Annotated in this window: 1 pseudogene; it reads left to right on the top strand. The window is 49.9% G+C overall.

Going from position 1 to position 349, the window contains the following annotated elements:
• Positions 1-89 precede the first annotated feature (89 nt).
• Positions 90-349, top strand: a pseudogene (locus DZ860_RS25515) (TnsB C-terminal domain-containing protein); the annotation flags it as partial.

Below are 349 nucleotides of genomic sequence, written 5' to 3'. Positions count from 1 at the left end.
CCGATGCTCGTTTCGACCATGTTCATCTGGATTTGGTAGGACCTTTACCAGATTCAAATGGATACGCTTACCTCTGAACCTGCGTAGACCGTTTCACTCGATGGCCAGAAGCAGTACCTATCAAAGACATCACTGCTGAAACAGTGGCTCGCGCCTTCGTCGAACGATGGGTAGCAAACTTCGGCTGCCCTTCAACCATCACTACAGATCGCGGACGTCAGTTTGAATCTGATCTTTTCCGTCGTCTGACCACACTTTTAGGAATCACTCGCTTCCGAACGACCGCCTACCATCCACAAGCAAACGGGTTGGTAGAACGTTTTCACCGACAACTGAAAGCTTCGCTATC

The organism is Vibrio sinensis (genome assembly GCF_003605645.1).
Lineage (GTDB): Bacteria > Pseudomonadota > Gammaproteobacteria > Enterobacterales > Vibrionaceae > Vibrio > Vibrio sinensis.
The sequence above is the reverse complement of the archived record's forward strand: the minus strand, read 5'-3'. Positions and strand labels throughout refer to the sequence as shown.